The following is a 23572-nucleotide window of genomic DNA, read 5'->3' on the forward strand; positions in this document are numbered from 1 at the left end:
TCGACAGTCGAAACAATGAGGAAACTCGTTTCAGTTTCTAGTGGAGTTGGAGTGTATGGCGCACGAGTGGGACCTGGCCGCTGACGTGGTCGTCGTCGGGTACGGGGCGGCCGGCGCGGCGGCGGCCCTACAGGCATCCGAGGACGGCGCCCAAGTGCTGGTCCTGGATCGGTTCGCCGGAGGTGGCGCCACCGCGCTGTCCGGCGGGATCATCTATGCCGGGGGCGGTACCTGGGTACAGCGTGCCGCCGGAGTGCGCGACACCCCCGAAGCGATGCTCGCCTATCTGGAGCGCGAGGTGGGCGACGCGGTCACGCCGGAGACGCTACGGCGTTTCGTCGAGGGCAGTCCCGCCATGATCGACTGGCTGACCGGACACGGGGTGCCGTTCGAGGCGTCGCTGTGCCCCTACAAGACCTCCTACCCGAACAACGACTACTACCTCTATTACTCCGGCAGCGAGATATCCGGCGCCTTCGCCGATATCCCCGCTGCCCAGCGCGGGCATCGCGTCAAGGGGTGGGGCACCTCGGGTAAAAAACTGTTCTCCCCGCTGGCGGAGGCGGTGAATCGCGCGGGTGCGCGAGTGGAGAACCTGACCACGGCGACCGCCCTGCTCACCGATGACAGCGGCGCGGTGGTCGGTGTCGAATGCCGCACCCTGCGCGAAGCGCCCGGTTCGGTGCGCGCCCGCTATATCCGGATGGCGAAGATCGCCGCCAAACCCGGTATCTACTACCCCCCGCTGCGCAAAGCCCTGGAGAAGCGGCTCGCTCGGCTGGATCGCCGATACGGGACCACCATCCGAATCCTGGCCCGGCGCGGGGTGGTGCTCACCGCGGGGGGTTTCATCGCCAATCGGGCCATGGTGCGCGAACATGCTCCCGTCTACCGGCACGGTCTGGCGCTGGGTAGTTCCGGTGACGACGGCAGCGGTATCGAATTGGGCCGCAGTGTGGGCGCCGCCGCCGCGCGCCTGGACAGTGTCTCGGCCTGGCGTTTCCTCCTGCCGCCGAGCGCGTTCACCGGTGCCCTGTTGGTGGACGGGCAGGGGCGCCGGGTCATCGACGAGACCCGTTACGGCGCCGCCGTCGGCAATGCGTTGATCAATGCGCACGGCGGTATCGGATGGATCCTCGCCGACGACGAGCTCATGCGCACCGCCATTGCCCAGATCGGTCCCCAGGCCGCCTGGTTCCAGCGGATGCAGTTCGAGGTCATGCGTCGTAAGGCCAAGCGTGGGCGGACTCTCGAACAGGTCGCGGCCGCGGCCGGTATCGATCCGGCCGGCCTGCGCGCGACCGTGGCGGCCCACAACGACGCCATTGCCCGGGGCGAACCCGATCCGGTGGGTAAACCCGCGGAATTCACCCGTTCGGTGGGCGACGGACCGTATTGGCTCCTCGATGTTTCGATCAAACCGAGCCTGACCAATCCGTGCCCGATGTTCACCGTCGGCGGTCTGGTGGTCGACGAGCAGACCGGCGCGGTGAAAGCCGTCGACGGCGCCGATATTCCGGGTCTGTACGCGGCGGGACGAACCGCTGTCGGGCTGTGCGTGAACTCTTACGTCAGCGGACTGTCGCTGGCAGACTGTATTTTCTCCGGCCGTCGTGCGGGCAGCAGCGCGGCGGGTGCGCCGCATGCCGTCGATGATGCGGCCGACGATCGCGTGTCCGCGGGGACACCAGTGGAAGGGGTCTAGCGTGCTGTCCGATGCGGTGCGAACCGAACTCGCCGCCGAACTCGAGCGGGCCGAACACGAACGGGTCGCCATCGACCCCCTGGTGGCCAGGCACCCCGATATCGATGTCGTCGATGCCTACGAGATCCAGCTGATCAATATTCGCCGCCGGCTCGACGCGGGTGCGCGGGTGGTGGGACACAAGGTCGGGCTCTCGTCCGAGGCCATGCAGCGGATGATGGGTGTGGACGAACCCGATTACGGTCATCTGCTCGCCGATATGGAGGTCTACGGGGACGTCCCCGTCGAGACCGGCAAATATCTGTTCCCCCGGGTCGAGGTGGAGGTCGGGTTCGTTCTCGGCAAGGATCTGCCCGGCGCCGAATGCACCGAGGCCGACGTACTGGACGCCACCATCGCCTACGCTCCCGCCCTCGAACTGATCGATTCCCGGATCAAGGACTGGAATATCGCCCTGTGCGACACCATCGCCGACAACGCCTCCTCGGCGGGCTATGTTCTGGGACCGCAGCGGGTGGCGCCCGCCGATATCGATATCAAGGCCATCGAGGCGGTGCTCACGCGTAACGACGAGGTGGTCGCCGAGGGACGTAGTGACGCGGTGCTCGGCGACCCGGTGATCGCGGTGGCCTGGCTGGCCCGCAAGGTGGCGAGTTTCGGGGTGCGATTGAAGGCCGGCGATATCGTGCTGCCCGGTTCCTGCACCCGTGCCATCGACGCCCGCCCCGGTGATCTTTTCCAGGCCGAGTTCGCCGGACTCGGCTCCGTTCGTCTGCAATTCGCCTAGGAGGCCATACCGTGACCGAGAACGGGAAGGTCAGTGCCGCGATCGTCGGGTCCGGCAATATCAGCACCGACCTCATGTACAAACTGCTGCGCTCGCAGGTGATCGAGCCGCGGTGGATGATCGGTATCGACCCCGACAGCGAAGGCCTCAAACGTGCCGCCGGCCTCGGGTTGGAAACCTCTGCCGAAGGTGTGGACTGGTTGCTGCGGCAGTCCGAGAAACCGGACATCATCTTCGAGGCCACCTCGGCCTATGTGCATCGCGCGGCCGCGCCCAAATACGAGGAGGCCGGTATCCGGGCGGTGGATCTCACCCCCGCCGCGGTCGGTCCCGCCGTGGTGCCGCCGGTGAACCTGGACGCCAATATCGAGGCGCCGAACGTCAATATGATCACCTGCGGCGGCCAGGCCACCATCCCGATCGTCGCCGCGGTCTCACGGGTGGTCGATGTGCCGTACGCCGAGATCGTGGCATCGGTGGCGTCGGTATCGGCCGGTCCCGGCACCCGCGCCAATATCGACGAATTCACCAAGACCACCAGTCGGGGGGTGGAAACCATCGGCGGTGCGAAACGCGGTAAGGCGATCATCATCCTCAACCCGGCCGAACCGCCGATGATCATGCGCGACACCATTTTCTGCGCCATACCCGAAGACGCCGACACCGATGCCATCAGCGAATCGATCCACCGGATGGTCGCCGATATCCAGCAGTACGTGCCCGGTTACCGCCTGCTCAACGAACCACAGTTCGATCCGCCGTCGGTGGTATCCGGCGGTATGGCGAAATGCTCGGTATTCGTCGAGGTGGAGGGCGCCGGTGACTTCCTGCCGCCGTACTCGGGCAATCTGGACATCATGACGGCCGCCGCCACCAAGGTCGGCGAGGTCATCGCCGATCAGATCACCGCGGCCCGGGTCTGAGAAGGGAGACCACCATGCCGTACTCGCAACAGCTCGACATCCGCGTAACCGACACCTCGCTGCGCGACGGATCGCACCACAAACGCCACCAGTTCACCGCCACCGAGGTGCGCGATATCGTCGCCGCCCTCGACGGCGCCGGTGTCCCGGTGATCGAGGTGACCCATGGCGACGGTCTCGGCGGTTCCTCGTTCAACTACGGATTCTCCAAGACCCCCGAACAGGAATTGGTGAAGATCGCCGCCGAAACCGCGAAACAGGCCAAGATCGCGGTGCTCATGCTGCCCGGCGTCGGGGTCAAGGAAGACATCAAGATCTCCCAGGACAATGGTGCGAGCATCTGCCGTATCGCCACCCACTGCACCGAGGCCGATGTCTCCATCCAGCACTTCGGCCTGGCCCGGGAGCTCGGCCTGGAAACTGTCGGCTTCTTGATGATGTCGCATACCCAGCCGCCGGAGGTGCTGGCAAAGCAGGCCCGCGTCATGGCCGACGCCGGCTGCCAGTGCGTCTATATCGTCGACTCCGCCGGTGCTCTGGTCCTGGAGCAGGTCGCCGACCGGGTTTCCGCCCTGGTCGCCGAGCTCGGTGACGACGCCCAGGTCGGTTTCCACGGGCACGAGAACCTCGATTTGGCCGTCGCGAACTCGATCTATGCCATCCGCGCCGGTGCCACCCAGATCGACGGATCGGCCCGCCGCTTCGGCGCCGGCGCCGGCAATACTCCCGTCGAAGCGCTCGTCGGTGTCTGCGACAAACTCGGTGTGAAGACCGGAATCGACTTCTTCGCCATCGCAGACGCCGCCGAGGACGTGGTGCGTCCCGCCATGCCGCAGGAATGTCTGCTCGACCGGCAGGCGCTGATGATGGGTTACGCGGGTGTGTACTCCAGCTTCCTCAAGCACGCCGAACGCCAGGCGGAGCGTTACGGGGTCTCGGCGGCGGAGATGTTGGTCCGGGCGGGCAAACGCAATCTGGTCGGTGGGCAGGAGGACCAGCTCATCGATATCGCACTGGAGCTTCAGAAGGAGAAGGAAACCGCCTCCGCCTCGTGACGAGACCCGCGGATGTTCCGGATTTCGAGATTGCTGCTGTGCGGATGTGCGCCGCGGCAGTCTCGAACTCCGTGGTCGGCCGCCGAGTCGTTCCCCGTCGAAGTCGGCGATGATCTCCATCCATCCGTCCGTCGTGGGCTTCGATATGAGCAGCGAGGGTGCGTAGCTCACTCACAGTGATCTCGGCGCGTTCCAGGGCGGATACTCGTTCTTGCCGGACATGCGTCCGTTCGGCGATCCGTGCCTGGGTCGGCCCAGGCGTTTGCGCATCTCCACAAGTCGGGTAGCGCGGCCGAGAGCGATCATGCGCTGCGCCCCGGCCTCGATTTCCTTCCGGTCCTTTTTCTCGGAAAAACTCGGTCAGGAAGCTCTCTTTGCCATACGAATGAGTGCTCATGAGCGCTTCCTCTCTTCCGGATATTCGGTGTATCTCCGCTCGGCCGTAGGTATGGCTTCGCGATACCGACGCTGCCGGTCGCCGGATTTGTCTCCGGCAACCAGGAGTACGGCGTTGCGCTCCGGGTCGAAGATGAACGAGATTCTGATCTCGCTGTTTCCGGTGGAACCTGGTCGTAGTTCCTCGAGATTGCGTAGTAGCGGGGAACCCTTGATCCGGTCCACCAGCGGTCGTCCCAGTGGTGTGCCTTGTCCAACAAGGCGGAGATCGCCTGGCCGACGAGAATGGCGCTTGCCCGGTCGGGATCCATGGCTTCCGCCCCTGGAGCCCACGATGTGTTACCACGGTGGGGCACTCGCTCCGCGATGACCGGCACCGCCACCCCGGGTACTGTCACACGACAACGGTTGCCCGGTGTTTCCGGTTCGGCTCCTCAGATCGGTGAGCCGCTCCGATTCTCGGCCCGTCGAAACGAGGAACATGGTTGCGGTAGAGATACTGGCGTGGGGTCTGGTCGCGGGACTGGTCCATACGGTCGCGATGGTGATTTTGTACGGAAATCCCTGGGTGGCCCGGATTCACGCCGCGCACAACAAGGTAGGCGCGGCCGGGGCACAGGGTCGGGCCGCGCCCGCTTCGTTGTCCGTGCAGTTCCTGGGCACCCAGGTCGAGGTCTATCTCCTCACGATCGGATATGCCTGGCTGCATCCCCTGCTGCCGTTGCCCGGTCTGGTCGGAGCACTGGCCCTGGGCGTATTCATGGCGGCATTGCGGGTTTTCGCGCCGGTCTGGGCGCTGTGGCGGCAGGGAACGTATTCCGGCGGCTACCTTTTCGTGGAGGTCCTGGCCGGTGTACTGGGCAGTGTCGTCGTCATGCTGACGCTGTATCTCCTTTTCTGATCGGCGAATGTGGCATATGGGTTCGGTGCTCGACGGCCCCGACCCGAATATCAGCGGGCGACCACGAGGAAGTAGGTGACCGCGCCCGCGGCCAGGAACAGGAACAGCACCGGGAATCCGATGTTGTGGAATACCCGGGCGCGAATATGGGCCATGACCGCCCCTGTATAGAACAACAGCAGGCCCACGGCCGCGGCCACCCCGATCGGGTCCATTCCGGCGAATCCCGCCAGCAGGCCGACGGCGCCGGCGCCTTTGAGCAATGCGAGATAGGGTATTGCGGTCGATGGCAGGCCGACCTCGGCGGAGTTCGCCAGGACGAAATCGACTCGTAGCAGATCGGCCGCGACGATGAAGACATTGGCGGCGATACATACCGCCGTCACGACGGCCGCTGTGACCGGTAGTACTGCGCTCATATGTCGCACCTCCCCGGAACGTGCGGTGATATCGGTAGGGCCGGCCCATTTACCCATTCGGCGCGAGGCCGGAGGATTTGTATGCTCATTTCGGATGCCCTTTTCGTGTGTGGGTCCGTGTTGTGTGGTTTCTCGATCGTCTTGACGTTCCGCACACCCGGAAGGTGACCACCGATATGGATTTGGTCGAAGATTTCGAGGCTGCCCGGCCGCGGCTGCTCTCGCTGGCCCACCGCATCCTGGGTTCCGTCCACGATGCCGAGGATGCCGTCCAGACGGCCTGGTTGCGCACCCGGACCGTAAATCGGGAAGCGGTCGACAATCCGGATGGATGGTTCACCACGGTGACCGCGCGGCTGTGTCTGGACCAGTTGCGCACCCGACAGCGGCGGGGTGAGCTACCGTTGCTCGCCGATGCCATCCCGGCCGAGCATCTCGCCGCCGACGAGGAGTTTCTGCGTCGCGAGGATGTCTCGCGCGCACTGCTGGTACTGCTCACCAGGCTCACCCCGGATCAACGGGTCGCCTATGTGCTGCACGACCTGTTCGATGTGCCGTTCGAACGGGTCGCCGCCGTGCTGGACACCTCGGTGCCGAATGCCAAGAAACTGGGCAGCCGGGCCCGAATCCGGCTCCGGGATCGCGATGAGGCGGCCGATATGAGTGAACTCACCACGCACGCCGAGGTCGTGGATGCCTTTCTCGCCGCCGCTCGCGGAGGTGATATGGACCGCCTGGTGGAAGTGCTGGCCCCGGATGCGGTGCGGACGGTCGAGCCCGGGCTATTGCGCGGCACAGCGGTCGCCGAGGTGCGCGGTGCACAAGCGGTGGCCGAGGAGACCAGGTATTTCCTCGACCGGATACGCGCGAGTACCGCGTTGCTCGTGAACGGTCGTCCCGGGGCGGTGATCGCGCCGGGAGGACATCCGCTGGCCGGTATCGGTTTCGAGATCGCCGATGGGCGGATCACACGGATCACGATCACCCGACTCGAGTCGACCGACCGGCTGTCGTGTCGGCCGTGACCGCGGCGGCCGGTGTCGGTGGCTCGGCGGACCGAGTGCGGCCGGCCGTGATCAGAGCCAGGTGTCGAGGGTGGTCGTGGTGAGGAAATGGTCCAGGTCGGCGCGCCAGGGGGCCGGGGCGGTCTTCTCCGGTTCGATGGCGGTGTACTGGCCGCGGTAGAACAGCAGCGGCCGGTCGGAGACCGTCGAATCGGACAGGGCCAGTACCCGGCCGATCACGATGTAGTGGTCACCGCCGTCGACGACCCGGTCCACCGCGCATTCGATGGCGGCCAGGGTGTCGTCCAGTAGGGGAAGACCCAGGTCCGAGGTGTGCCAGGGGGTTCCGGCGAACTTGTCGGGTTCGCGGGAACCGAACCTGGCGCAGACCTGCTGTTGTTCCTCGGCGAGCACATTGACGCAGAAGCGGCCGTTGCGTTCGATGGCGGCCCAGGAGCGGGAGCCTTTGGTGGGGCAGAAGAGGACCAGGGGCGGGTCCAGGGAGAGGGCGGCGAACGACTGGCAGGCGAAGCCGATGGGGTTGTTCTCCTCGGTGAAGGTGGTGATCACCGTGATACCGGTGCAGAACCGGCCCAGGATGTCACGGTATCGGCGACCGTCGATGGTGGGCGGATGCGCCTGATCCGTCGGTTCGGTGGGGGCCGGGTCCGCCGGCTGTGCTGCTGCCGTCACGTTCGTTCCGTCCTCGGTTGTCACGGCCGTGGTTACTTCAATCCCACGCTGAAATCGTGACCCCACAGGCTCACCGCGGTGGATTCCCGGGCGATCCAGCTGTGGTCGTCGACTTCCAGCCCCTCGCAACCGAATTCGATATCGAATCCGCCGGGGGTTTTCATGTAGAACGACAGCATCTTGTCGTTGACGTGCCGTCCCAACGTGGCCGACATCTTCACGTTCCGGCGCAGCGCCCGGTCCAGACACAGGCCCACATCGTCGGCGGTTTCCACCTCGAGCATGAGGTGGACGATTCCGCTGGGGGTGGGCATGGGCAGGAACGCCAGGGAGTGGTGGCGGGGGTTGCAGCCGAAGAAGCGCAGCCAGGCCGGTTCGCCATCGGCGGGACGGCCCACCGCCTGTGGGGGCAGGCGCATGGAGTCGCGCAACCGGAAGCCCAGGACGTCGCGATAGAACTCCAGCGCGGCCTGGTCGTCGGAGGTGCTGAGCACGACATGACCCAGGCCCTGTTCCTCGGTGACGAACTTGTGGCCGTAGGGACTCACAACCCGGCGGTGTTCCAGCGCCACCCCGTGGAAGGCCTCCAGAATGTTGCCGGATGGATCCTCGAAACGGATCAGCTCGTAGACCCGACGCTCCGCCTTCTCCTCGGCGGAGCCTTCCTTGTAGGAGACCCCGGCGGCGTCCAAACGGTTGCGAATGTCCTGTAGCTCTTCGGCATTGGCGGTTTCCCAGCCGGACACCTGGAGTCGGTCCTTCTCCCCGGGCACGATGACCAGCCGGGCCGGGAATTCGTCCATGCGCAGATAGAGCGCATTCGGGTCATTGCCCTTGCCCTCCACCATGCCGAGTACCTTGAGGCCGTATTCGCGCCAGGCCGCCATATCTGTGGCCTCGATGCGCAGATAGCCGAGCGAGCGAATGCCCATGATCACTTCTCCTGTTTGCCGGAACCGGTCAGGAAGTCCGTTGCCAGTCGGTTGAACTCGGCGAACTTCTCCAACTGGGCCCAGTGGCCGCAGCCGCCGAACACATGGAGCTGCGCGCGAGGAATGGTCTTGAGTGCCACCAGTGCGCCGTCGAGCGGGTTGACCCGGTCTTCGCGGCCCCAGATCAGCAATACCGGTTGGCGCAGTTTGTACGCCTCGCGCCAGAGCATGCCCTTCTCGAAGTCGGCGGAGGCGAACGATTTGCCCATGGCCCGGGCCGCGGCCAGGGCCTCGGGGGTGCTCGCCGAGGCGAAACGCTCCTCGATGAGCTCTTCGGTGATCAGCGACTGGTCGAACACCATGATCCGCAGGAACGCCTCGAGGTTCTCCCGAGTGGGTTCGACATTGAACTTGCCCAGCAGTTTGACGCCCTCGGTGGGGTCGGGGGCGAACAGATTGGTGCTCAGACCGCCGGGGCCCATGAGCACCAGTTTGCCCGCTCGGTCGGGGTAGTCCAGTGCGAATCGCACCGCCGCGCCGCCGCCGAGTGAGTTGCCGAGCAGGTGGACCCGCTCGGTGATCTGCAGGGTGTCCAGTAGGTCCTTCAACGCCGATGCGCTGTGCACGAAGTACTGCGGGTGTTCGGTCGGTTTGTCGGACAGGCCGTATCCGGGCTGGTCCACCGCGATCACATGGAAATCCCGGGCCAGCACGGGAATATTGCGGGCGAAGTTGGACCATGACGAGGCGCCGGGGCCGCCGCCGTGCAACAGCACGATGGTCGGGCCGTTGCCGACGCCCGCCTCGTGATAGTGCAGTTTCAGATCGGGGCGGACCTGGGCGAATCGCGAGGTCGATTCGTAGGTGAGTTCGGTGGTCGAGGTCATGGTCACCTCACACCATCGCGTCGGTGACGGGCAGGCCGAATTCACCGCTGCCGTACATGACGTAGGCCCGTTCGGGATCGTTGGCGGCGTGCACCCGACCGGCGTGGGCGTCGCGCCAGAACCGCTGGAGCGGGGTGTCGCTGGCCAGGGCGGTGGCGCCGGAGCTCTCGAACAGCTTATCGATGGCGGCGATGGCCCGGCCGGTGGCCCGCACCTGGTCGCGTCGGGCCCGCAGGCGCAGATCGAACGGGATTTCCTTACCGGCGACCAGCAGGGCGTACTCCTCGGCGACATTCCCCGACAGCTGCCGCCAGGCGGCGTCGATATCGCTGGACGCCTCGGCAACTCGAACCTTGGCGAACGGATCGTCCTTGGCTTTCTCTCCGGCGTAGGCGGCGCGGATGCGTTTGCCTTGGTGTTCGACGTGCGCCTCGTAGGCGCCGTAGGCCATACCGACGATGGGGGTGGAGATGGTGGTGGGGTGGATGGTGCCCCACGGCATCTTGTACACCGGATCGGTGTTCTGTTCGAGACCGGGCGAGACCAGGTCGTTCATGGTCTTGTAGCTCAGGAAGCGGTGCCTGGGCACGAACGCGTCCTTGACCACCAGGGTGTTGGATCCGGTGCCGCGCAACCCGACGACATGCCAGACGTCCTTGATCTCGTAATCGGAGCGCGGGATCAGGAAGCTGCCGAAGTCCACCGGTTTGCCGTCCTTGATCACCGGACCGCCGACGAAGGTCCAGTCGGCGTGGTCGCAACCGGACGACCAGGCCCAGGAGCCGTTCACCAGGTAGCCGCCGTCGACGACCGTGCCCGCACCCATCGGCGCGTACGAGGAAGAGATGCGGACATCGGTGTCCTCGCCCCACACCTCTTCCTGGGCCTTCTGGTCGAACAGCGCCAGGTGCCAGTTGTGCACACCCACGATGCCCGCCACCCAGCCGGTGGAGCCGCAGGCGCCGGCGATCTTGCGCACGGTGTCGTAGAAGACGACCGGATCGGCCGCGTGCCCACCCCACTGACGTGGCTGCAGCAGCCGGAAGAAGCCCGTCTCCTGCAGGTCTTTGATGGATTCGTCGGGAATGCGCCGCAGGTCCTCGGCCTCCTGCGCGCGTGCGCGCAGTGTTGGCAATAGCGCTTCGACCCGCTCGGTCACTTCTTGCGTCATCTCCGGCCCTGCTCCTGCCTGGTCGATTGGTAACCGGTTGGTCCGGTGGCCCGGTGGCCCGTTGTCGGCCGTTGCTCTGAGATTAGAACAGGTTCTTGTTGATGTCGAGAACAGGTGTCCCCTACCCGACTTTATTGGACTTCTGCTGGATGTGGCGTGAATAGCTGGCGTCGAGGACGACAGTTTTGTAACGTGTTCTAGTAATGAAGGAGGAGGAATCGCGATGGCGGTAACCCCACAGGGGAAGGTTCGGGAGCTCGATGTGGGCACCCCGCCCACCCGGTACGCACGGGGATGGCATTGCCTCGGCCTGGCCGAGTCGTTCCGTGACGGTAAACCACACTCGGTCCACGCCTTCGGCACCAAACTGGTGATCTGGGCCGACAGTGCGGGTGAACTGCACGTGCTCGACGCCTACTGCCGGCATATGGGCGGGGACCTGAGTATGGGCGAGATCAAGGGCGACGACATCGCCTGCCCGTTCCACGACTGGCGCTGGGGCGCCAATGGAAAGTGCACCTCGATTCCGTATGCGCGCCGGGTGCCGCCGCTGGCCCGCACCCGGCGCTGGACCACCCTCGAGCGCAACGGGCAGTTCTTCGTCTGGCACGACCACGAGGGCAACGAACCGCCACCCGAGGTCACGATCCCCTATATCGAGGGCCCCTACACCGACGCGGACGGCAATCCGCGTGACGATATGGACCCCGGCTGGACCCCCTGGACCTGGAACTCGCTGCTGATCGAGGGCGCCAACTGCCGCGAGATCATCGACAACGTGGTGGATATGGCCCACTTCTTCTATATCCACTACGCGTTCCCGACCTACTTCAAGAACGTTTTCGAAGGCCATGTCGCCACCCAGTACCTGGAGACCAAGGGACGTCCGGATGTCGGTATAGCGGCCAAGTACGGCGGTGAGACCCTACTGAAGTCGGAGGCGTCGTATTTCGGCCCGTCGTACATGATCAACCCGTTGGTCAACAGCTACGGCGGTTACGAGGTCAAGGTCAATCTGATCAACTGCCACTACCCGGTGACCCAGGACTCGTTCGTATTGCAGTGGGGTCTGACCGTCGAGAAGCCGAAGGGTATCGACGAGAAGTCCGCGCTCAAGCTCGCCGACACCATGACGAAGTTCTTCGGTGACGGCTTCCTACAGGACGTGGAGATCTGGAAACACAAGTCCAAGGTCGAGAACCCGCTGCTGTGCGAGGAGGACGGGCCCGTCTACCAGCTGCGTCGCTGGTACGAGCAGTTCTATGTCGACGTCGCCGATGTCACCGAGAAGATGACCCAGCGGTTCGAGTTCGAGGTCGACACCACCAAGGCCAACGAGGCGTGGGAGGCCGAGGTCGCGGAGAACCTGCGGCGTAAGCGGGAAGCCGAGCAAGCGGCGGCCCAGGCGAACGCCGACCAGGCGGAGGCGGGTGTCTGATATGCCCACCTGGGCGAAAGCACCCGACTTCGCCGATCGGCCCGAGCGGCAGGCCGAGGTGCGGGCCCAGACCGTCGTGGACCGACAGCGCTACCTGGAGGACGGGATGACGGCCCTGCGGTGCCAGGGGTGTCATGCCGAAGTTCTGGTCCGTAAGAGCAGTGCGCGCCAGACCTCGGTGCAGTGGACCGACAGTCCGGCGGCCCACTGCCCGGTCTTCGCCGAACTCGAGTCCAAGGGTTACGGCCCCGGGCGGCCGGACACCTGCGAGCGGCTACAGAAAACCATCCAGTGGGCCGTGGACGAAGGTGTTCTCGAAGTGCCGGAGTAGCGGAGTGGGTGCGGGACAGCAGAACCGCTGTCCCGCGCCGCGACTCAGGGCCGGTTGCCCTGCTTCCGGGTCTGCTTGGTGATATTGCGCCACATGCGCCGGCGCTCGGCCTGGAGCCGCTTGTCGGTCCATGCGGCCATCCAGGCGTTCTCCTTGGAGAGCTTGCGGTAGCTGTCCACCCGACGCCGGGGGAGTTCCCCGGATTCCACCGCCGCGCGCACGGCGCACCCCGGCTCGGTTTCGTGTGCGCAATCGGTGAACCGGCACCGCAGCGCCAATTCCTCGATATCGCGGAAAGCACGGCCGATTCCCTCGGCCGCATCCCATAACCTCACGCCCCGCAAACCAGGGGTATCGATGAGTGTGCCGCCGCCCGGTAACGGACGCAGCTCCCGATGCACCGTGGTGTGTCGGCCTTTCTTATCGGAGGAACGAACCGCGCTCGTGGTGAACACCTCCGCGCCCAGTAACGCGTTCGCCAGGGTGGACTTGCCCGCACCGGACGGGCCGAGCAGCGCGACCGTCCCGTCGAGCAGCGCATTATTCGTTACCCCCTTCAGGGCCGGCCACCGCGGTTTCGCACGCTCGGGGCCGACAACCGACGAACCGCCGCGCCCGGTTCCCCGGTCGCGGCGGTTCGGTAACGACGGGTTCCGCCTCAGTCCCCGACAGTGATCGCGGTGGCCTCCTCCACGCTGTGTGGGGCGGCGCGGTGGTCGTCGATATGGGCCAGGACGGATCGGCCGAGCAGGAGGACCACGACGCCGAGCGCGGTGCAGCCGGCGCCGACCCAGAAGGGCAGCGGAGTGTGGTGTTCACCGAGTTTGCCCGCCAGATAGGGGGCGACGGCGCCGCCGGCGAAGCGGACGAAGCTGTAGGCCGCGGAGGCCGTCGACCGCTCGACCGGCGCCGAGGTCATGACCGCTTCGGTGATGAGGGTGTTGTTCACCCCGAGGAAGAGTCCGGCGATCACCACGCCGACGACCAGGACGGGTTTGTGTTCGGCGAACATGCCCATCACCGCCAGATCGGCGGCGAAAAGCCCGACCGCGAGCGCGATCATCGGCACGGTGCCGAACCGGGTTTGCAGCCACGGCGCCAGGAACACCGATGCCAGGGCCAGTAGAAGACCCCAGCCGAAGAAGATGAAGCCGATGGCGTAGGTGCCCATATCCAGCGGGAACGGGGTGTAGGCGAGCAGGGTGAAGAAGCCGAAGTTGTACAGCAGGGCGGTAATGCTCAACACCAGCAGGCCGCGGTGGCGCAGCGCCCGGAAGGGTGCGGTGATGGAGGTCGGCGTCGCTCGGCGGGCGGTGTCCGGTAGTAGTACGACAACCGAGATGAGGGCGATCGCCATCAGCACGGATACCCCGAAGAACGGCGCTCGCCAGCTGATCCCGCCGAGTGCGCCGCCGAGCAGCGGCCCGGTGGCGATACCGATGCCGAGCGCGGCCTCGTACAGGATGATCGCGCGGGCGACACCGCCGCTGGCCGCGCCCACAATGGTGGCCAGGGCGGTCGCGATGAACAGCGCGTTGCCGAGGCCCCAACCGGCCCGGAAACCGACGATCTGTCCGACGGTACCCGATGCCCCGGCGGCGGCGGCGAAGACGATGATGAGCGCCAGACCCGCCAGCAGGGTCTTCTTGGCGCCGAAACGGCTGGACACCACACCGGTGACCAGCATGGCGATGCCGGTGACCAGCATGTAGCTGGTGAACAGCAGGGAGACCTGGGACGGTGAGGCGTGGAGTTGCTCGCCGATCGGTTTGAGAATCGGGTCGACCAGGCCGATGCCCATGAAGGCGATAACGCTGGCGAAGGCGACGGCCCAGACTGCTTTCGGTTGTCGAGTGGAGGCGCTCGGGGCGCTGGTAAGGGTGCTCATCGGTATTCCGGTTTCGGATCGAGTGATTGAGCCGACCGAGATGCAGAGCGAGACGACGGTGGCTGGGTCTGCACCGGTTACCGGCGTGGACTGCACCCATATTATTACATAGGTTAACTAACTAAAAGGTGGGGTCGACAGACATCGAGTGGCGTAGGACTCCGACGAGTCCTACGCCACTCGGCACGAGGGGGCGTCCCGGGGGCTGGCCTCCGGCGCTGCCGGTTGCGGGGGCGCCGGAGGGGACGGTCACCGTAACCGTCTCGCCCAAGACCATGCCGCCCGCGGAGTTCGGGTCCACGCAACCCCCCGTGCCGTGATCGTGGAGCCCGGCTCTAGACCTGTCAACGATGTTTCGACCGTCTGGCCGGGGTTGGCCGGCGACTCCGGCTTGGGCTCTCCGAAGAAGACATGGTCGTTGTTCGGACCGACCCCGGCCTCCGCCCAGCACTGCCCCTGATCGTTCGGGTTGTGCAGCGTCGCCGTCACCGTTCCCGGTGCGGTGCCTTCGAAGCTGACCTCAGGGGGACTCAACGGTGCATCCGCACCGCGGTCGCGGCGGTGAAGGGGCCGACGTCACTGCCGCGACGGTCGCGGCCAATAGGGAGGTTCCCTGAATCTTCTGATCATCACGAGCGGATTGTTTCCCACAATGGATTCGGGCACAACGGACATCCCCCGACCGAGAAGTAACTACGTGCGCCCACGCCATGTCCGAACTCACCCAACAGGTTGGTTCCGCAGGTCTTCCTCCCGATAACGGCAGCCGGTCGGGCCGGTGATGAGAGCGGCTCCGACGGCCTCGAGCAGCAGGACGGCCTCGAGGCCGATCACCCCGGCTCAGTCCGCCTTATCCGACAGCGTGAGCATATCCGTGACGAAACAGACGATGGCGCCGTCACTATCGCGCCCTATCCAGGTCGGGTAGGTGCCATCCCCGAAATAGCAGCCATAGGGCACCAGATCGAGATGGTCGTCGCCGAGTCGGAGCGTACTGCCGCACGCGGCCGAGACCGTCTCCAGCCACTCCTCGAAATCGTCATCCATCAACTCGGTCATCTCGGGGAGGGCCTCCACGGACGTGAAACATCCCTGTCCGCCGTCGACACCGAACCCGAAGAACTCCCCGTCGCCGAGTGTTCGCGGATCTTCGCCGTCCCGCAGTGCCGGTTCCCAGGAGACCGCGGGCGTGTACGACACTCGCAGGAGGAACGCGGCGGAGCCGTCGATCCGCAGCCCGTCCACCGGCAGCCCGTATCGATCGGCGAGTTCCTGGCGTTTTCTCATCCGCTCGGATTCGGTCAGGGTGGCGTCGACCAACACGACCTCGTACACCTGGTAGTGACCCGGTGGTACCGGCTCGGTGAACGGCTTCATCTCCGTGGCCGGCCACCAGCCGGGGTCGCAGGCCACCACTCGGCCAGAGGGTAGACACACGGAGCCGAGGTGGTGGTGTTTCGTGACCATGTGTCGTCCGTGATAGTCCCGTACGAGCGAGCCTTCTTGCATCAGATCGTGGAGATAAGGCGCACCACGCGGTGTCGGCGGATGCCACGGCCTGTGCGTGGGCGAGGCCGTATCGGAGGCATCGACATCCGTCGTGATGGATATCGGGTCGCCGTCGTGTTCGGGAATCGCCCATGCCCACTCGCCGAATACGGGGGCGGCACGCCAGTGCCCATCGGGGTCCTCCTGGTAGCTGCTATGACCGCTACCTCCGCCTATAGTGTCGTATTCTTTGCGCACCCAGCTATCGATCCCGCGTCGCAGACCGTCTCTGCGGACGCCCTTCTCTCCTTCTCGCCGACCGTCCGGGTAGTGCCACCGATCCTCTTGTACGGGGAAGAGTTGATCGTCGCGTAGCCTTCGGAAGTCGGTGTGAGTCGCGCGCCGCAATGCGTCGTCCAGTGTCCACACTCCGAGGTAATGCTGCGACCAGGCGACATCGATGATCACCCGGGGTGTGTCATCCGCCAGCAGAACCACCGAATACTGTTCGCCCGCCTCGTCTCTGGCTCGGGCGTCATCGGGATGCAGCCGGCCCACCCAGCGCTGCGCACTCTGATCCCACCCTTCGCAATACACTCCGGTCCAGCTCGTCCCCACTCGATTCTCCGTTCACTTCGGCCGGCTCGGCACGCGTGATTCCGTACCGGAGCGTTGTTTATCCTCGCAGAGGAATACGACGATTTGCCTGCTCAGAAGCTCAAGAGTGAGCAAAAACGGGTGGGCGACGGCTACGGGATCGCCGCAGCGTACTACGGGGACCCGATACCGGGCACACCATTGTCGTCTGCGGTCATGGCCGGCCTATCCGAAAGGTTGGTCACGGAGATCTTCCTCCCGATAGCGGCAGCCGGTCAGACCGGTGATGAGAGCGGCTTTGCCGGTGCCGATCTCGATCTCGTTGCCGTGGTCGGGGGAATGGAGGACGACTTGGTGGTTCCCGGGTGCGTCGAATCGGACGGTGAGGACGGTGATGCCGTGAGGGGCGGTCAGATCGCGGGCGATGGTGAGGACCCTGGGCCATTCGGCGTTACTGATCGGAACCGGCGAGAACATCGAGCCGGTGGTCATCGAGGCGCCGTCGGTTTCTCGGTAGGGGCCCGGCAGCCGAGCATTCCTTGCCCGCGGTTGGTCTCCTGGCGCCAAACGAGTCCTGGTGCGACCGTTTCGGCTGCGTCGGCGATTTGTCGGATGAGTGCCATGAGCTGCGGTTCGGTTTCCTCGAGGGATGGCAGCTTCCGCATCTGGGCTTCGGCGTGGGCGATTTCGTCGGGACTGGGTGGACGGCCCGGATCGTCCGGTGCACTGCCGCATCCGCTCAGCATCACCACGGGAAACAACGCCACGAGTATTCGTACCGGTGCGGTGGTCATATCACCGCACCGCCAGGTGTGGTAGTCCCGCGACGATTACGGCCATATTGCTGAAGACCACGGCGAATACCCTCGAGTCCCAGGACGGGGCCACGGCGAACGCGGTGCTCGGTCTGCCGGAGCCGGGGGCATCCAGCCTCGAATTTAGATCGCACCGCTGGGCCCGATACGGCCATGGGGCCGAGTCGTAGGGTGGGTGTCGTCCGAAGCTCGTAACAGCGGGGTCCTCCGTGCTGTGCGGGTTCCGGGAGGCTACGCGAGTTGTGCGGGTCGGCCGGGGGCACCGAAGAGGTGAGTGTCGCCGTGGGCGCGTTTGAAGTACAGGTGCGCGTCGTGTTCCCAGGTGATGGCTATACCGCCGTGCAGCTGAATGGTTTCGGCGGCTACGGCGGAGAAGGTCTCGCGGCATTGGCGAATGGCCACCCAGACGTCCTCCGCCGCCGACAGGGCGTCCTCGGCCACGGCGAGCGTGGCGACCAGGGACGCGGATTTGGCGGATTCGACCAGCACGTACATATCGGCCATCCGGTGTTTGAGGGCCTGGAAGCTGCCGATGACCCGGCCGAACTGCACACGCGACTTGGTGTATTCGACGGTCATCTCCAGGCAGTATTCGGCCGCCCTCACCTGTTCGGCGGCGAGGGCCGCCCAGGCGATACGGCGCAGCCGCTCGATCACGGGGGCGGGGTCGGCGGTGCCGAGGCGTCGGGCCGGAACGGCGGTGAAGGTGATCTCCGACAGGGCGCGCGTGGGGTCCAGGGTCGCGACGCGGCGGCGTCGCACACCCGGGGCGTGCGGGTCGACCTCGTACAGACCCGTTTCGGTCACCACGATCAGAGTGTCGGCGACGGTGCCGCCGAGGACGTAGTGGGCGGTTCCGTCCACGGCGTCACCGGTGGCCCGGACGCCGAACTCATCCCAGCCCGTGGCGTCGGCCCAGCAGACCGCCAGGGTACGGGTGCCCTCGGCCACACCCGGCAGCAGCCGCTCGCAGGCCTCGGTATCCCCGGACAACAGGACCGCCTGGGCGCCGAGCACCGCGGAGCCGAGCATCGGGACATCGACCAGGGCCCGGCCGAGTTCGCCCACCACCAAAAGGGATTCGACCAGCCCCGCCCCGAACCCGCCGTACTCCTCCGGAATGGCCAGAGCGGCGACTCCGACCTGCTCACACAGCTGCGCCCACAGGCGCGGGTCGTATCCCGGATCACCGGACATCGCCGCGCGCACACCCGCCCGGGCGTCGCGTTTGGTGAGCAGTCCACGGACCGCCGATACCAACTCCTGCTGTTCCTCGCTGATCATTGCTCTCTTTCGAAGATCACCCGACGAATGCGCGGGGCCTGTTCTCATTCGTGCCCGGCCGTATGCGGTCCCGGCGTTTCCTGTGCCACCGGCGGTCGATTCACTCCGCCGCGGCCGCCCTGCGCTCGCCGGCCCAGGGGATGGGTGTCAGGTCAGCACTCCGACGTCCACCGCGGGCGGGGTACGCAGGGCTTCGGCGATCCGGCGCCGGTGCAGATCGGGTGTGCCCCATGCGGTGCGCAGTGCGGTGACTCGGGTCAGCCACAGCGACAGGTCGTATTCGGCGGTGTAGCCGATGGCGCCGTGCACCTGGAGGGCGGTGCGGGCAGCGCGATAGGCGGCATCGCCACAGGCGACGACCGCGGCCGAGATATCGCGGCCGCGCTGCGGGGTCGCGGTGGTGAGCGCGGCCCGATACAGCAGGGGTTCGGCCAGGTCGAGGGCGATCAGCACATCCGCCAATTTCTGTTTGACGGCCTGGAATTCGCCGATCGGGCGACCGAACTGCTTGCGCTGCTTCACGTACTCGGTCGACGCGTCCAATAGTGCCCGGCCCGCGCCCAGCAGCTGCGCCGCATTGGCGAGCGCCCCGAAATCGAAACCGATATCCCCGGATTCGGAGGTGGAGGCCTCGGCGAGCAATTCGTCGGGTTCCACGACGAACAACCGGCGCGCCGGATCCACCGATCTCACCGCCGCGACCGCCCGGCCGGTGTACAGCCGTGGCCCGTCGACGAGTAGGACGAGGTCGGCGCGGTCGGCGTCGAGGGCAACCGCGCGGTGTCCGTCGCCGCCGCGGGCGAGGGTGGTCAGGGTGGTGCCTTCGGCGATCTCGGGCAGCAGGCGACGGGCGGGCTCGCTCTCCCCGGCGGCCAACGCGCCCAGCAGAGCCGGGACGGCGGCCGCGGTCTCCACCAGCGGGCCGGGCGCAGCGGCCCGACCCACCTCGATGAACGCCACCACCTGATCCAGCGGTTCGGCGCCGAGACCACCGTATTCCTCCGCGATACCCAGACCGAACACACCGGCCTCGGCGAGTTGGGTGAACAGTTTGCGGCCCGGTGCCGGATCGTTCGCGGCCCAGGACCGCACCGCCGCGGGCGTCTGCCCGGATTCGAACAGTTTGCGGATACTGGCGCCGAAGTCCACCTGCTCCGGGCTGAGCGCGAACCTCACCGCCCGCCTCCTCTCGGTAGGCCGAGGAGTCGCTCGGCGATGATATTGCGTTGAATCTCGTTGGTGCCGGCGTAGATCGGGCCGGAAAGGGAGAACAGATAACCGTCGGTCCAGCGGCCGGCCTGTTCGGCGTCGGCGCCGAGCAGTTCCAGTGCGGTCTCGTGCATGGCGATATCGAGTTCGGACCAGAACACCTTGGTGATCGAGGATTCCGCGCCCAGTTTCCCGCCCTCGTTCAGCCGGGTGACCGTGCCCAGTGTGTGCAGCCGGTAGGCCTCGCTGCCTATCCAGGCGTCCACCACGGCATCGCGGCTCGCGGCTCCGGCGTCACCGGTGTCGCGCCACAGGTCGATCAGTCGCCGGGCGGTCGCGCTGAACCGGCCGGGGCTGCGCAGTGACAGGCCGCGTTCGTTACTGGAGGTGCTCATGGCCACCCGCCAGCCGTCATCGGGCGCGCCGATCACGTCCTCGTCGGGGACGAACACATCGTCGAGGAAGATTTCCGCGAAGCCGGGTTCGCCGTCGAGCTGCGGGATGGGACGGACCGTGACGCCGTCGGCGGTGAGCGGGAACATCAGATAGGTGAGGCCGCGATGTCTTTCGGCCTCCGGGTCGCTGCGAAACAGTCCGAACGCTCGATCGGCGAACGACGCCCGCGAGCTCCAGGTCTTCTGCCCGCTCAACAGCCAGCCGCCGTCGGTGCGTCGGGCGGTGGAGCGAATACCGGCCAGGTCGCTGCCCGCTTCCGGTTCCGACCAGGCCTGGGCCCAGATATCGTCGCCGCGCGCCATGCGCGGCATGATCCGGGCCAGCTGTTCGGGTGTGCCGTGCTCGAACAGGGTGGGGGCCAACAGGAAGATACCGTTCTGGCTCACCCGTCCCGGCGCGCCGGCCGCGTAGTACTCCTGCTCGAACAGCACCCATTCCAGTAGTGAGGCGTCGCGGCCACCGAATTCCTCCGGCCACGACACCACCGACAGTCGGGCCTGGGCCAGGGTGCGTTCCCATTCCCGATGCGCCTCGAAGCCCGCTTCGGTGTCCATCGAGGGCAGTGGGTCGGCGGGCACGTTCGCGGTAAGGAAGTCGCGGACCTCCTGTTGGAATTGCCGGGTGCTGTCGTCGAGATCCAGCTCCATTGCTAGGCCTTCCCCTCGTCGGCGGCGGCCGAGCCCGCCTGCGCCTTCATCGTCTTGGCATTCATCCCGCCCAGCGAGTCGGCGCCGACCTCGGCATTGTGCGCGTGGGCGAAATGGTGCAGGCCGAATACCGAATCCATACCCGCGCGCATACCCATCAGGTCTTCGGCCTGGTTGACGGCCTTCTTCGTCAGGGCGAGGCCGAACTGCGGCATGGCGGCGATCTTCTCGGCCAGCGCCATGGTCTCGGTCTCCAATTCGTCCCGCGGGACGACCCGGTTGACCATGCCCCATTCCTTGGCCTGCGCGGCGCCGAACCGGTCGCCGGTGAACAGGAATTCCTTGGCGGCGCGCGGTCCCATCACCCAGGGGTGGGCGAAGTACTCCACCCCCGGAATGCCCATGCGCACCACCGGGTCGGAGAAGAAGGAGTCGTCGGAGGCGATGATCATGTCGCAGACCCAGGCCAGCATGAGTCCGCCCGCGATACACGCGCCCTGCACCATGGCGATGGTCGGCTTGGGGATCTCCCGCCACCGCCGGCACATCCCGAGATACACTTCGATCTCCCGGGAGAACCGCAGGTCGCCGCCTTCCCGACCGATATGGTCCCACCACAGGGTGGCCTTGTTCGGGTATTTCACGTGATGGTCGCGGCCCGGGGTGCCCAGATCGTGTCCGGCGCTGAAGTGTTTGCCATTGCCGGCCAGGACGATCACCTTGACCTCGGGGTCTGCGACAGCGCGTTCGAAGGCGGCGTCGAGGGCATAGGTCATCACCGAGTTCTGGGCATTGCGGTATTTCGGCCGGTTCATGGTGACGACGGCAATCGGACCGCGACGCTCGTAGAGCACCACATCCGGCTCGTAGGGCACACTCGCCTCGGCGGGGCTGTCCGCCCGGACGGGGTTCGCGGGGTTGTCCGGCATTACGAATTCTCCTCACGTAGACGGTGCTTCATCACCTTGCCGCCGGCGTTGTAGGGCAGTTGGTCGCGGAATTCGACGTAGCGCGGCACCTTGAAGTTGGCCAGAACGGCCTTGGCGTGGTCGAGGACCTGCTGCTCGGTGAGCGTGGCGCCGGGTTTGCAGACGATATAGGCCTTGCCCACCTCGCCCATGCGGGTGTCGTGGACACCGATCACGGCGGATTCGGCCACCCCGTCCAATCGGGCCAGGGCCTGTTCGATCTCGGCGGGATACACGTTGAAACCGCCGCTGATGTACATGTCCTTGAGACGGTCGGTGATCTTCAGATAGCCGCGTTCGTCGACGGTGCCGATATCGCCGGTGTGCAGCCAGCCGTCGGCGTCGATGGTCGCGGCGGTGGCGGCGGGATCGTCTAGGTAGCCGCGCATGACATTGGGGCCGCGCAGCAGGACCTCGCCGGCGTCGCCGAGTTTCAGTTCGAAGTCGGCGATGGGACGGCCACAGGTGTTGGCGATGGTTTCGGCATCGTCGTCCGGGCGGCACATGGTGCCGAAACCGCCGGCCTCGGATAGGCCGTAGGCGGTGAGGACCACGTCGAAGTCGAGTTCGGAACGCATGCGCTCGATGAGCACCACCGGGACGGTGGCCGCGCCGGTGACCGCGACCCGCAGGGTGCTCAGGTCGTAGTGCGTGCGGTCGGGGAAGTCCAGGATGGATTGGTAGATCGTCGGCGGGCCGGGTAGAACAGTGATCTTCTCCGCGCCGATCAACCGCATGGTGGTGGGGACGTCGAATACCGCCTGCGGCACCATGGTGGCCCCGGTGACCAGGCAGGCGAGGATACCGGCCTTGTAACCGAAGCTGTGGAAGAAGGGGTTCACGATCAGGTAGCGGTCGGTGGCGTTCAGAGTGGAGCAGTCCACCCATGCGCGCACCGCGGCCAGCGACTGCCGGTGTTCGATCAGCACACCCTTGCTGCGTCCGGTGGTGCCAGAGGTGAACAGGATGTCGGAGATGTCTTCGGGACGTACGGTCTCGGCGCGTTCACGGGCCTGCTCTCGGGTGACGGACGCCCCCGCGGTATCCAGGTCGGACCAGGTCAGCACGCCGTCCGGAACGGTTTCGGGGTCTTGTTCGACCGGGATCACCACCACCGTGTCGATGCCCAGGTCGGGTGCGGTCTCGCGCAGTTCGGTCAGCCGGTCGCGGCGGAGGAAGGTTCCGGCAACGAACAGGGCCTTCGCGTCGACCCGGCGCAGTACATCGACGACCTCGGCGGCGACATAGCGGGTGTTGAGGGGAACCAGCGCGGCCCCACAGTAGTGCGCGGCCAGTGCGGCGATCACCCAGTGGTAGGTGTTCGGCGACCAGATCGCCACTCGGTCGCCGATTCGGATGCCGCGGGCGAGTAGGGCGCGGGCCACATCCTGGACCGATTCCAGCAGATGGTTCCAGTCGAGCCGGACCGGACCGTCTGCCAGGGCGGGCGCACTGCCGTGGGCGCGTGCGGCATCGTGCAGCGCCATCGGTGTGGTGTGCGCTGTCGGGAGCGGATGCGCGGAGATTGTCACGGTCGTCCTCGCCGTCGTGCGGCCCCGGCCGGCGGCCGTTGCCTTC

The 23572-nt window shown here is 66.1% G+C and carries 21 protein-coding genes and 2 pseudogenes; 8 read left to right on the forward strand and 15 right to left on the reverse strand.

Going from position 1 to position 23572, the window contains the following annotated elements; all coding sequences use genetic code 11:
* The first annotated feature begins 55 nt into the window (after positions 1-55).
* Genes ON32_RS01815 through dmpG form a run of 4 tightly spaced genes read left to right on the forward strand, consistent with a single transcriptional unit; the run spans position 56 to position 4470 of the window.
* On the forward strand, positions 56-1705 hold the full coding sequence (locus ON32_RS01815) for an FAD-binding protein (RefSeq protein ID WP_040788289.1): 1650 nt from the start codon (positions 56-58) through the stop codon (positions 1703-1705).
* A gap of 1 nt (position 1706) precedes the next feature.
* Positions 1707-2492, forward strand: coding sequence for a 2-keto-4-pentenoate hydratase (locus ON32_RS01820; RefSeq protein ID WP_040788219.1), 786 nt, complete (start codon positions 1707-1709; stop codon positions 2490-2492).
* A gap of 11 nt (positions 2493-2503) precedes the next feature.
* The gene (locus ON32_RS01825) at positions 2504-3415 is read left to right on the forward strand and encodes an acetaldehyde dehydrogenase (acetylating) (RefSeq protein ID WP_040788221.1); all 912 of its coding nucleotides are present in this window, start codon (positions 2504-2506) and stop codon (positions 3413-3415) included.
* 14 nt (positions 3416-3429) lie between these two features.
* Complete coding sequence (gene dmpG / locus ON32_RS01830) at positions 3430-4470, forward strand: 4-hydroxy-2-oxovalerate aldolase (protein WP_040788222.1); 1041 nt, start codon at positions 3430-3432, stop codon at positions 4468-4470.
* A gap of 393 nt (positions 4471-4863) precedes the next feature.
* On the opposite strand, the gene ON32_RS01835 is transcribed toward dmpG, so the two are convergent.
* Complete coding sequence (locus ON32_RS01835; RefSeq protein WP_306307642.1) at positions 4864-5199, reverse strand: type II toxin-antitoxin system RelE/ParE family toxin; 336 nt, start codon at positions 5197-5199, stop codon at positions 4864-4866.
* Between the two features lie 148 nt (positions 5200-5347).
* On the opposite strand from ON32_RS01835, the gene ON32_RS01840 reads away from it, so the two are divergent.
* A complete protein-coding gene (locus ON32_RS01840) occupies positions 5348-5767 on the forward strand; it encodes a hypothetical protein (protein ID WP_040788224.1) in 420 nt (139 codons plus the stop codon).
* Positions 5768-5817: 50 nt separating this feature from the next.
* Here ON32_RS01840 and ON32_RS01845 read toward each other — a convergent pair whose 3' ends face one another.
* Positions 5818-6186, reverse strand: a complete 369-nt coding sequence (locus tag ON32_RS01845; RefSeq protein WP_040788291.1) for a DoxX family protein — start codon at positions 6184-6186, stop codon at positions 5818-5820.
* A gap of 176 nt (positions 6187-6362) precedes the next feature.
* Between ON32_RS01845 and ON32_RS01850 the strand changes: the two genes are divergently transcribed.
* Complete coding sequence (locus ON32_RS01850) at positions 6363-7211, forward strand: sigma-70 family RNA polymerase sigma factor (RefSeq protein WP_040788293.1); 849 nt, start codon at positions 6363-6365, stop codon at positions 7209-7211.
* A gap of 51 nt (positions 7212-7262) precedes the next feature.
* Here ON32_RS01850 and hsaB read toward each other — a convergent pair whose 3' ends face one another.
* The 4 genes from hsaB to hsaA all read right to left on the reverse strand — a co-directional run bounded on the left by hsaB (position 7263) and on the right by hsaA (position 10873).
* Positions 7263-7814, reverse strand: coding sequence for a 3-hydroxy-9,10-secoandrosta-1,3,5(10)-triene-9,17-dione monooxygenase reductase subunit (gene hsaB, locus ON32_RS01855; protein WP_040788294.1), 552 nt, complete (start codon positions 7812-7814; stop codon positions 7263-7265).
* Positions 7815-7915: 101 nt separating this feature from the next.
* On the reverse strand, positions 7916-8815 hold the full coding sequence (gene hsaC / locus ON32_RS01860; RefSeq protein WP_040788226.1) for an iron-dependent extradiol dioxygenase HsaC: 900 nt from the start codon (positions 8813-8815) through the stop codon (positions 7916-7918).
* Between the two features lie 2 nt (positions 8816-8817).
* Positions 8818-9702, reverse strand: coding sequence for a 4,5:9,10-diseco-3-hydroxy-5,9,17-trioxoandrosta-1(10),2-diene-4-oate hydrolase (gene hsaD, locus ON32_RS01865; RefSeq protein ID WP_040788295.1), 885 nt, complete (start codon positions 9700-9702; stop codon positions 8818-8820).
* 7 nt (positions 9703-9709) lie between these two features.
* The gene (gene hsaA, locus ON32_RS01870; protein ID WP_040788227.1) at positions 9710-10873 is read right to left on the reverse strand and encodes a 3-hydroxy-9,10-secoandrosta-1,3,5(10)-triene-9,17-dione monooxygenase oxygenase subunit; all 1164 of its coding nucleotides are present in this window, start codon (positions 10871-10873) and stop codon (positions 9710-9712) included.
* Between the two features lie 223 nt (positions 10874-11096).
* Here hsaA and ON32_RS01875 point away from each other — a divergent pair, with 223 nt between their 5' ends.
* Entirely contained in the window at positions 11097-12311 is a 1215-nt protein-coding gene (locus ON32_RS01875) for a 3-ketosteroid-9-alpha-monooxygenase, oxygenase component (protein WP_040788228.1), read from the forward strand.
* A 1-nt stretch (position 12312) separates the two neighbouring features.
* Complete coding sequence (locus ON32_RS01880) at positions 12313-12642, forward strand: hypothetical protein (RefSeq protein ID WP_040788230.1); 330 nt, start codon at positions 12313-12315, stop codon at positions 12640-12642.
* Between the two features lie 44 nt (positions 12643-12686).
* On the opposite strand, the pseudogene rsgA reads toward ON32_RS01880, so the two are convergent.
* The 9 genes and pseudogenes from rsgA to ON32_RS01930 form a co-directional block, all read right to left on the reverse strand.
* A pseudogene (rsgA, locus tag ON32_RS01885) lies at positions 12687-13181 on the reverse strand (ribosome small subunit-dependent GTPase A); the annotation flags it as partial.
* 119 nt (positions 13182-13300) lie between these two features.
* Positions 13301-14530 (reverse strand): MFS transporter, encoded by a 1230-nt coding sequence (locus tag ON32_RS01890; RefSeq protein ID WP_040788232.1) that lies wholly within the window; start codon positions 14528-14530, stop codon positions 13301-13303.
* Between the two features lie 840 nt (positions 14531-15370).
* Positions 15371-16636: a DUF4241 domain-containing protein gene (locus tag ON32_RS26760; RefSeq protein WP_157224039.1), complete on the reverse strand. Its 1266-nt coding sequence runs from the start codon at positions 16634-16636 to the stop codon at positions 15371-15373.
* Positions 16637-16840: 204 nt separating this feature from the next.
* A pseudogene (locus tag ON32_RS30765) lies at positions 16841-17409 on the reverse strand (LppA family lipoprotein).
* 252 nt (positions 17410-17661) lie between these two features.
* On the reverse strand, positions 17662-18714 hold the full coding sequence (locus tag ON32_RS01910) for an acyl-CoA dehydrogenase family protein (protein WP_040788234.1): 1053 nt from the start codon (positions 18712-18714) through the stop codon (positions 17662-17664).
* A gap of 147 nt (positions 18715-18861) precedes the next feature.
* Entirely contained in the window at positions 18862-19890 is a 1029-nt protein-coding gene (locus tag ON32_RS01915; RefSeq protein WP_040788235.1) for an acyl-CoA dehydrogenase family protein, read from the reverse strand.
* On the reverse strand, positions 19887-21026 hold the full coding sequence (locus tag ON32_RS01920) for an acyl-CoA dehydrogenase family protein (RefSeq protein ID WP_040788237.1): 1140 nt from the start codon (positions 21024-21026) through the stop codon (positions 19887-19889). The genes ON32_RS01915 and ON32_RS01920 overlap by 4 nt, the downstream gene beginning before the upstream one ends.
* 2 nt (positions 21027-21028) lie before the next feature.
* Complete coding sequence (locus ON32_RS01925) at positions 21029-21955, reverse strand: enoyl-CoA hydratase (protein WP_051132764.1); 927 nt, start codon at positions 21953-21955, stop codon at positions 21029-21031.
* A complete protein-coding gene (locus tag ON32_RS01930; RefSeq protein ID WP_040788238.1) occupies positions 21955-23481 on the reverse strand; it encodes a FadD3 family acyl-CoA ligase in 1527 nt (508 codons plus the stop codon). The genes ON32_RS01925 and ON32_RS01930 overlap by 1 nt, the downstream gene beginning before the upstream one ends.
* Positions 23482-23572: the final 91 nt, after the last annotated feature.

The organism is Nocardia paucivorans NBRC 100373, from assembly GCF_000308675.1.
In the GTDB taxonomy this organism is placed as follows: Bacteria; Actinomycetota; Actinomycetes; order Mycobacteriales; family Mycobacteriaceae; genus Nocardia; species Nocardia paucivorans.

Coding starts and splice junctions, on each gene's coding strand:
- ON32_RS01875 (WP_040788228.1), top strand. CDS start 11,097: ATGGCGGTAACCCCACAGGGGAAGGTTCGGGAGCTCGATGTGGGCACC.
- ON32_RS01815 (WP_040788289.1), top strand. CDS start 56: ATGGCGCACGAGTGGGACCTGGCCGCTGACGTGGTCGTCGTCGGGTAC.
- dmpG (WP_040788222.1), top strand. CDS start 3,430: ATGCCGTACTCGCAACAGCTCGACATCCGCGTAACCGACACCTCGCTG.
- hsaC (WP_040788226.1), bottom strand. CDS start 8,815: ATGGGCATTCGCTCGCTCGGCTATCTGCGCATCGAGGCCACAGATATG.
- hsaA (WP_040788227.1), bottom strand. CDS start 10,873: ATGACGCAAGAAGTGACCGAGCGGGTCGAAGCGCTATTGCCAACACTG.
- ON32_RS01840 (WP_040788224.1), top strand. CDS start 5,348: ATGGTTGCGGTAGAGATACTGGCGTGGGGTCTGGTCGCGGGACTGGTC.
- ON32_RS01890 (WP_040788232.1), bottom strand. CDS start 14,530: ATGAGCACCCTTACCAGCGCCCCGAGCGCCTCCACTCGACAACCGAAA.
- ON32_RS01930 (WP_040788238.1), bottom strand. CDS start 23,481: ATGGCGCTGCACGATGCCGCACGCGCCCACGGCAGTGCGCCCGCCCTG.
- ON32_RS01850 (WP_040788293.1), top strand. CDS start 6,363: ATGGATTTGGTCGAAGATTTCGAGGCTGCCCGGCCGCGGCTGCTCTCG.
- ON32_RS01925 (WP_051132764.1), bottom strand. CDS start 21,955: ATGCCGGACAACCCCGCGAACCCCGTCCGGGCGGACAGCCCCGCCGAG.
- ON32_RS01910 (WP_040788234.1), bottom strand. CDS start 18,714: ATGATCAGCGAGGAACAGCAGGAGTTGGTATCGGCGGTCCGTGGACTG.
- ON32_RS01880 (WP_040788230.1), top strand. CDS start 12,313: ATGCCCACCTGGGCGAAAGCACCCGACTTCGCCGATCGGCCCGAGCGG.
- ON32_RS01845 (WP_040788291.1), bottom strand. CDS start 6,186: ATGAGCGCAGTACTACCGGTCACAGCGGCCGTCGTGACGGCGGTATGT.
- hsaD (WP_040788295.1), bottom strand. CDS start 9,702: ATGACCTCGACCACCGAACTCACCTACGAATCGACCTCGCGATTCGCC.
- ON32_RS01920 (WP_040788237.1), bottom strand. CDS start 21,026: ATGGAGCTGGATCTCGACGACAGCACCCGGCAATTCCAACAGGAGGTC.